This window comes from Mesorhizobium sp. M2A.F.Ca.ET.067.02.1.1 (assembly GCF_004023285.1).
Taxonomy (GTDB): Bacteria; Pseudomonadota; Alphaproteobacteria; order Rhizobiales; family Rhizobiaceae; genus Mesorhizobium.
Genome location: NZ_RZSB01000244.1, coordinates 1 through 7806, shown reverse-complemented (window position 1 = coordinate 7806; position 7806 = coordinate 1). Strand labels below are relative to the sequence as shown.

General features: G+C 66.1%; 4 protein-coding genes and 1 pseudogene. All 5 read right to left on the bottom strand.

The window, feature by feature from the left end; genetic code table 11:
- Positions 1–198 (bottom strand): annotated as a pseudogene (locus EOA28_RS17740) (ribulose-phosphate 3-epimerase); the annotation flags it as partial.
- 178 nt (positions 199–376) lie between these two features.
- Entirely contained in the window at positions 377–4129 is a 3753-nt protein-coding gene (locus EOA28_RS17735; protein WP_128315102.1) for a hypothetical protein, read from the bottom strand.
- Positions 4126–6096, bottom strand: a complete 1971-nt coding sequence (locus EOA28_RS17730) for a hypothetical protein (RefSeq protein WP_127252079.1) — start codon at positions 6094–6096, stop codon at positions 4126–4128. The genes EOA28_RS17735 and EOA28_RS17730 overlap by 4 nt, the downstream gene beginning before the upstream one ends.
- A 356-nt stretch (positions 6097–6452) precedes the next feature.
- On the bottom strand, positions 6453–7394 hold the full coding sequence (locus EOA28_RS17725) for an alpha/beta hydrolase (RefSeq protein WP_127252080.1): 942 nt from the start codon (positions 7392–7394) through the stop codon (positions 6453–6455).
- A 26-nt stretch (positions 7395–7420) separates the two neighbouring features.
- A partial coding sequence (locus EOA28_RS17720) for an enoyl-CoA hydratase-related protein (RefSeq protein WP_245501547.1) occupies positions 7421–7806 on the bottom strand: 386 nt, incomplete at its 5' end.

Sequence of the window (7806 nt, the reverse complement as noted above, 5' to 3'; positions counted from 1 at the left end):
GTCGAAAAAGGCCTTGGTGCGGTTGCGGATCGCCTTGATCACCGGCGGGCCGAAGGTGATGTTGGGCACGAAATGGCCGTCCATCACGTCGAGATGGATCCAGTCGGCGCCGGCCGCCGCGACGGCCTCGACCTCATCACCCAGCTTCGAAAAATCCGATGCCAGCACCGACGGTGCGATCAGGGTCTTCTTGCTCATGCTGCGGCCTCTGTTGCGGATGCAAATCTCGGATTGCCTAGAGCATTTTGCGCCCAAGTGGAATCACTTGGAGTTGCGGAAATGCGGCTAAACAGGAGGAAGATGCCGAAAGGGGAAGCGCGGGACAAGAAAGACCCGCCGGATCGCTCCGGCGGGTCTTGGTCTTCAGCCGCCTGCTTTACGGCTTGAAGTTCTGGATGTTGGCGCCCGCCGGGTCCTGCAGCACACGCCGCGGCTGTCGCTGCGGCACCAGCTGCTGCAGGATGTTTGGGTTGAGCAGCAGGTTCGGATTGATCCCCAGGCCCGGCTGCCGGCGGATCGGGAAGCAATCCGGATACCGTCCGGTCGTGCCGACCGGGCAGCGCCGCCTGATAATCGGCTGGCAAATGCCGTCGATCATCTGCGAGCCCGGAGCGCATTCAGCGTCTTCGAACGTGCCGCATCTGCCTTCTATCACCTCGGTGCCGCGCGGACACACGCAGGCGCCGCGCTTGTTGAGGACCTGGCCGCGGATCGAGCACGTCTGCGGCTTCCTGATCGGCGTGCAAGCCTTGCCCTTCAGCGCCGTCCCCTTCGGGCAGACGCAATCGCCATCGGCGTTGCGCACCTGGCCGCGGATGCGGCAGTGGGCAGGCGGCTGCCGGTCAGGCACGCAAGCCTTGGCCGCGCGGTCCAGATGCGTCCCGTCCGGGCAGGTGCAGCCGTTCGATGTCGGCACCGCGCCACGGATCGTGCACTTCGGTGGAGCGACCTGGCAAACGCCGTTGACCAGCTCGCCGCGGCGGCACACGCAGTTGCCGTTCTCGTCGCGGTATTGGCCGGGACGCAGCGTGCACTGCGGCTCTTCCGGTATGTCGCTCCGCACGCATTTGCCGTTCTCCAGATCGGTGCCGCGCGGGCAGACGCAACGTCCGTCCGCCGTCCGGATCTGGCCCTGCAGCAGGACGCAGCGCGGCGGTGGCGGCAGGGGCAGGAGCTTGGTGCCGCCGCCTGTGCCTCCACCAGCCGAACATTGGCCGTTGCGGAAGGTGGTGCCCTCCGGGCAGACGCAACGGCCGGCCGAGTTCATCACCAGTCCATACAAGCACTGGTTCTTCACCGCGTGCCGGATGGTGAAGGGATGGCACGCATAAGCCTTGCCGCGATCGCCCTGGTTGGTGGTCAGGTCGCGCGACAGCACGTCGCCGCCGCCTTGCACCGGCGTGTTCGGAGGAAGCACGCCGACGCAGTTCTGGCCGTTGACCGTGCCCTGCAGAGCGGCAAGGCGCCCATCCTCGGGAAGGATCACGGTGACGTGGTGGCTGTGGCTTTCGCCGGCGCCCAGCGTCAGATTGGCGATGCAGGATGCCGGCAGCGTCGTCGGCTCCGGCGAACAGCCGAAGGGTGGGTCGATCGACGTGATCTGAACGCCTTCCAGCCGGCCGAGACCCTCCACGCCGATCGCATCGCCGATGCGGACTGGACCGGAGAAGGGGTTCGGCCCGTCATTCGTGATGGTGATCTCGAACGAGCATGGTTGTCCCGGCTGGCATTCGGCGTCGCCGGTCTTCTCGACGCGGATGGTGGAGGCGCCGCCGCCCTTCGCGCAGGCCTGACCGATCGGGTAGACGATGTCGTCGCCCGGCGCCGGCCCAAAACTGCCGCGCGCGCAGTTCTCGAACGCGCCATTGCCGCTCACCGTCACGTCCAAGTGCCGGCTGGTTCCGGGCGTCATCACGGCGCCGAGAATCTGACACGACAGCGTGTTTGCAGGCACCGGACCGCAAGCCCAGTCCGCACCGTCAGGGGTGACGGTTTGAATCTGGACAGGCGCTCCGCCCGACACCAGCGTGGCGGCATCGCTGACCCGCACCGGGCCAGTTGGGGCCGCGCTGCCGGCATTGCTGACGGTGATCCGGCAGGAAACAGCCGCGGCACCGCCCAGCGAGCCGCCGCATGTCTTGGTGATGCGCAGACCGGGCTGGCCGCCATTCGGATGGCGGATGCGCTCGGTCGCGCAGGCCTTGTTATTGGCGAGGTCGACCTCGCCGGGAATGCCTTTCACCTCGGCGCAGTTCTCGACCGTGTCCGGCCGGTAGTTTGCCGGCATCACCGCCTTGACGACGATCGGCGTCGAGGCGCCCGGAGGCAGCGCGATGCCTGCATTGTCGCAGCGGAACTGTCCAGGCCCGTTAGGTCCGCAAGCCCATGGCGGGCTCGGCCCGAAGGTCGATGAGGTCGGCGCGCCGCCCGGATAGGTGTCGATCACCGTCAGCGGCCCGTTATAGGTGCCGGTGCCGTTGTTGATGATGTCGATCACGAAAGAGCAAACGCCGTCCGGCGTGCAGACCGGGGTGCGGGCGCGCTTCTTCAGGATCAGGTCGACCTTCTTCTCGACCGGCGGATTGCACTGCGGATCGCGATCGCCACGGCTGCAGATCGGGATCGAAGCGCAGCCGCGGTCGTTCTGCTGGCTGCCGAACAGCGGCTTGCCGCTGGCTTGGTAGTCATAGGCGGCGCAGTTGCGCAACGCGCCGCCCTGCCAGCCGCCCGCCGGCTTGAAACCGAGCTTGAGGTTGACCGCGGCGCCGGGGTTGAGCGTCGTTACCGGATAGGTGCAGGTCATCGGCGTCGTGCCGGGCACGCAGACCCAGGGCGCATTCGGCCCGGAAGTCAGCACCGAGCCTGCCGGCAACGTCACCTCGTCGAGCACGATCTTGCCGTTATAGGGCGCGTCGCCGACATTGGTGACGGTGATGGTGAAGTCGCAGCCGCCGGCCATCGTGCAGCGCGGCACGTCGGCATGCTTCTCGACCTTGAGGTCCGGCTCCTTGTCCTTCGGCGGGCATCTCAGATCACGCGGGATGACGATGTCGATGACCTGGGTGCAGCAGAGCCCCCAGCCCTCCTTCGGCCCGACATAGGTCTCGATGCCGGTGACGATCAGGTGGATGGTCTCGCCAGGCGAGGCGCCGATGATCTTCCAGTTCAGCACGCCGCCGCCGACCGGAACCTTCTGCGTGTCGGGAACGATGCTGATGCCGGGAGTGGTCGTCGCCACCTGCACCCATTTGCCGCCCATCTCGGGTCCGACCGGCATATGGTAGATGAAGGCCCCGCCGCCGGGCACGCAATCGACGGTGCCGTGCTCGACCTTGAAGCATTCCTTGCCGGGAGGCGGAGGCGGCGGGTTGCATTTGGTCAGGTCGATCCTGATCGAGGTTTTCACCCCGGTGAGGAAATCGCCGTCGTCTGGCTTGTCCGGATCCTGCGAGGGGATGGTCGTTGCCGGCCCGCCTCGCAGCGAAACCTTGATCTCTCCCTGGTTGTCGACCGTCGCCGGTGCGGGGAAGGCCGCATGGTCTATCTTGGCGGTGATCCGGAAGGTGATGACGCGTTCGTTCGCAGCACCCGCGCCATCGAGGTTGGCAGCGCTGATGCGGAAATTGGAGACGCTCGCCGTGTCGTTCGGACCCGCCGACGTGCTGATCGAAGCAGCCGGCAGCGGTCCGCCGGAGGCGCTGGTGCCGTCGCCGGCGACATTGACGCTGACGATCTGCAGGCCGTGCGGCAGCTGGTCCCTGAAATCGAGCCTTGTCGCCTTGAGCAAGGCCGCCACGCTTGGCCGGTCGAAATCCTGCGGGTCGCCATGGATGCCGAAGCTCAGGACATATTCGACCGTATCGCAGCTTCTCTGGCCGCCTTTCTTGGTGAAGAACGGCACGATCCGCGCGAGTTCCGCGTTGATGCCGCGTGACGCCGGATTGGCGGCCTGGCTGGTCGCGGCCGGAGCCTGGCTCTGGGCGAGCGCCGGCAGAGCCGGCATCATGGCGACCGCGATACCGGCCGCCATCAGCCAGCGCGCGCCGCGCCTGGCATATGACAGCGGTTTCATGATCGTCTCCATGACGGTTTTGCGCGAGGCGAAGCGGGAATGGGCGAGATCGCTCATCTTTCCCTCCTCGGCGCTTCGCAGTCGACGGCTGGCGTTCTGAGCGGCAGCGTCATCTTGCAGCAAGGGTAGGAGCCGCCCTTGTCCTGGTCGGACTTACGATAGAAGCAGAGCCCGACATTGACGGTATCGCCCGGATCATGGCCGGTGATGTCGACCGTGTAGGGCTTGCCCGGGACATGCGACATGGGGGTGGTCACCCCGACGCCGGGCGTCCTGGACTGCGCCTTGATCGAATCGCCGCCGAAGCCGGCGTGGTCATGGAGAGTGAGTTCGGCCCGCAGCCCGCGCGGCGTGCAGTAGTAATGCACGTCCTCGACATCGACGCAGGGCGGCAGATTGCCGGGCGGCGGGAAGTCGGGCGGATAGAACGGAGGCAGATAGCCGCCGGGGATTTCCTCGTAATAGCCGGCGCGGCCCTCGCAAGGACGCCAGACCCTGACGTCGCCAACATGGCCTTGCACGTCCGGGTCCTCGAAATAGCCGTCGAAATCGACGAACCAGGAGCCGAAGGGCGGCACGTTGGCCGGCTTGACCAGCCCGCTCGGGGTCAGCTGCACGCCATGCACGGCAAGCGGCCCGCCGGCGGCGAGCCGCTCGGCAAGCTCCGGATTGTCGCGCAATTTGTCGCCGGTGTTGACGACGGTGTCGGTGCAGACGGACGTGTCGAGATTGCCTTCGGCATCATAGCGATATTGCAGGTCGACGCCGCCGGCCGACTGGCGATTGCCCTGCGGGAAGCCGATCGCATATTCCTCTGGAACCTCGACCCAGGCCGATTCCGTCGCCGGATCGTCCGGGTCCTCGCGCCAGTAGCGGATCAGCTCGCCTTTGCCGGAGGAGGCGAAGCGGCTGTAATCATAGCGATTTTCGATCGGGCCGCGCTGGGCGAGATACATGAAGCCCTTGTTGTCGAAGGCGATGTCGGTGACGGCATAATCCTGGTCCGCCTTGACCGTCAGCTCCCAGCGCGGATCGCCTGCGAAGCTTCCGTCGCTCGCAATGCCGAACGACCAGATTTCGGCCTTCTCGCCGACGGAATAGTAGAGCCGGCCGCCATGATAGGCGACGGCCCAGACCCGGCGCGCATCCTGCGTGTAGCCCCAGGTCGCGGGGTCTTCGCTATCAAAAGCGGCAGCCTGGATGTCCATTGGGGTGCCGTCATCGGCGACCGGCGCGAGCCCATGCGCCGGTCGTCCGGCAACGCCATGGTCGAAGCTGTCGATCAGATTGCCCTCGATATCGATGCGGTGAATGAGTCCCGTGTCGAGATCCGAAGCGAAGAACTCGCGATGGGTCGGATCGAAGGCGAGGTTGCCGATGCCGGGGCCGCTGTTGGTGTCGATATCGGCGAATTTCGAGACAGCGCCCGTGATGCCGTCGATCTTCCAGATCGTGCCTGGGCCGCCGCCATTCTCGGTGCCGAACTGGCCGTCCATGAAGACCGCACCCGCGGCGCCGCGGCGCTGCCGTTCCGGCCTACCGTCATCGTCCTGGTCCGGCGTGACGATCTCGATGCCCTGCAGCGAGGTCGCGGCCGCATAGAGGTTGGGAACGCCCGACGGTACACCGTCGCGCACGCCGTCGTCATAGGTGAGGCCGAACACCTCACCGATCTGCCCGGCCGTCACCTCGAAGGGAGGCGGCGTGAAGACAAGCTGGCCGGAGGCCGGCCCGCCGAGATGCGAGACGTCGAAAATGCGCAAGGATGCGCGGGACGTGTCGATGAAGGTCTCGTCGACCGGGTCGACGCCGGGCGGCAGACCTTGATCGAAATCGGGAATGATGGTGCCCGGAAAGCCGGTGACCGCCATCGATCCGGGATAGATGATCTCCTGCGCCTTCGCCGCGCCGCCGAGCCACAGGCCGGCGGACAGCGCCAAAGCGAGAATTCCGCTACCTGTCGCGATTGCGCGGCGCAAACGGCCGCCACGGGAACGCAGGAACGAGCCGCGAACGCCAGACATTGAACTCCCCCCGAAGCCGCTGGGAGAAGCGTCCGCCTCTACCGCGCCAACCGGGGCAAGGCGCGGCGTTGCGGCACGTTCTTCCCCGATCGAATTGTCTGTTTTCCTCTTTGCGACGATACGCCGGCTGCCGGGCAGGGTCAACGGAATCAGCCGGAAGCCCAGCGCGTCAACGCCATCCCGAAGGCGGTGATCGCGCTGGACTCCCGTTGTTCCCGGAGACCGCGAAGTCCCTGGGTTTCTGGTCATGTCGGCTTTCCTTTCCGGACCGCACCATCGCGGCGCCCGGCCATCAGTCGCCCGCCGGCGGGGAAAGGTTCATGTCAGGATAGCGCAGCGGAAAGCGCCCTGGGATGTCACCAGATCCAGTCGCCGCGCCCGAGCGCCGAAACCGCCTCGACGATGCGGGTGAAGCTGGTCCGCGCCCGGCCCACCATGTGCCTGGCTCGGAGATAACCGTGCACAAGGCCGGGTTCCTCGAACCAGAAGGCGTGTCCGCCGGCCGCGACGATGCGGTCGCGATAGGCTTCGCCGTCGGATGACAGCGGGTCGCATTGCGCGGTGATCAGCACGGTCGGCGGCAGGTTCGCGAAATCGGCGTCGGCGAGCGGGTAGAGCGTGATGTCGCCGGTCAAGTCGACGCCGCCAGTGCGGACATGCTTGTAGAAGTCGAGGTCGCGCACGGTCAGCATCGGCGCCTCGGCATGCGTAACGTAAGAGCCCTTCGAGTGGTCGCCGCCGAGGCCGGGATAGATCAGCACCTGGCCGGCCGGCTTCTTGGCATGGCCGCGCGTCGCATGCGCAACCGCCGCGCAGAGATTGCCGCCGGCGCTGTCGCCGCAGAGCAGGACCGGGCAGTCATAGGTCTTGGCGGCCCATTCGAAGGCGTCCGTGGCGTCGTCGAAGGCCGCCGGGTGCAGATGCTCCGGCGCCAGCCGGTAATCGAGCGAGACCACATCGAAGCCGGTGCGGGCGCAAAGCTCGGCGCAGACATCGTCATGGCTGTCCAGCCCGCCAAGGATGAAGCCGCCGCCATGGATATAGAGCACCATCGCGGCCTTGTTCGGAACGGCGTTGCGGTAGACGCGGATCGAGATGCTGTTGGTCGGCGCGGCAACGACAGTCGTTTCCGCCGTCACGCCTTGGGGGTAGCCGGCAAAGAACTCCCGGCACATCCGGTCGTAGATCGCCCGCTGCTCTTCGATCGTGTAGTCGATCGTATCTGGCGGATAATAGGAGTTGGTCTTCTCGATGAAGGCCCACGTTTCCGCGTCGATAAGGGTTTTGTAGTCGGTCATGATGGATGACGCCGTCATCTCCGACGTTATCGTCCCTTCCACACCGGATCGCGCTTCTCGGCGAACGCCCGGAATCCTTCCATATTGTCTTCCGACCCGTAGAGGATATCGACGGTCGGCAGCTGCCTCCTCGTCACCTCGTTCATCGCATCCTGGAAGGTCAGCGCCTCGGCCACACGCGCGGTCTCCTTGATCGATGCGAAGACCAGTGGCGGGCCGCTGGCGAGCAACCTTGCTATCTCCCAGACGCGCTCCTCGAGCTTGTCCTTGGGCAGCACCTCGTTGACCAGGCCCCAGCGATGCGCCTCGGCGACATCCATCCAACGGCCGGTGAACAGAAGGTCCATGGCGATGTGGTAGGGAATGCGCTTCGGCAGCTTGATCGTCGCGGCGTCTGCCAGCGTGCCGGCGC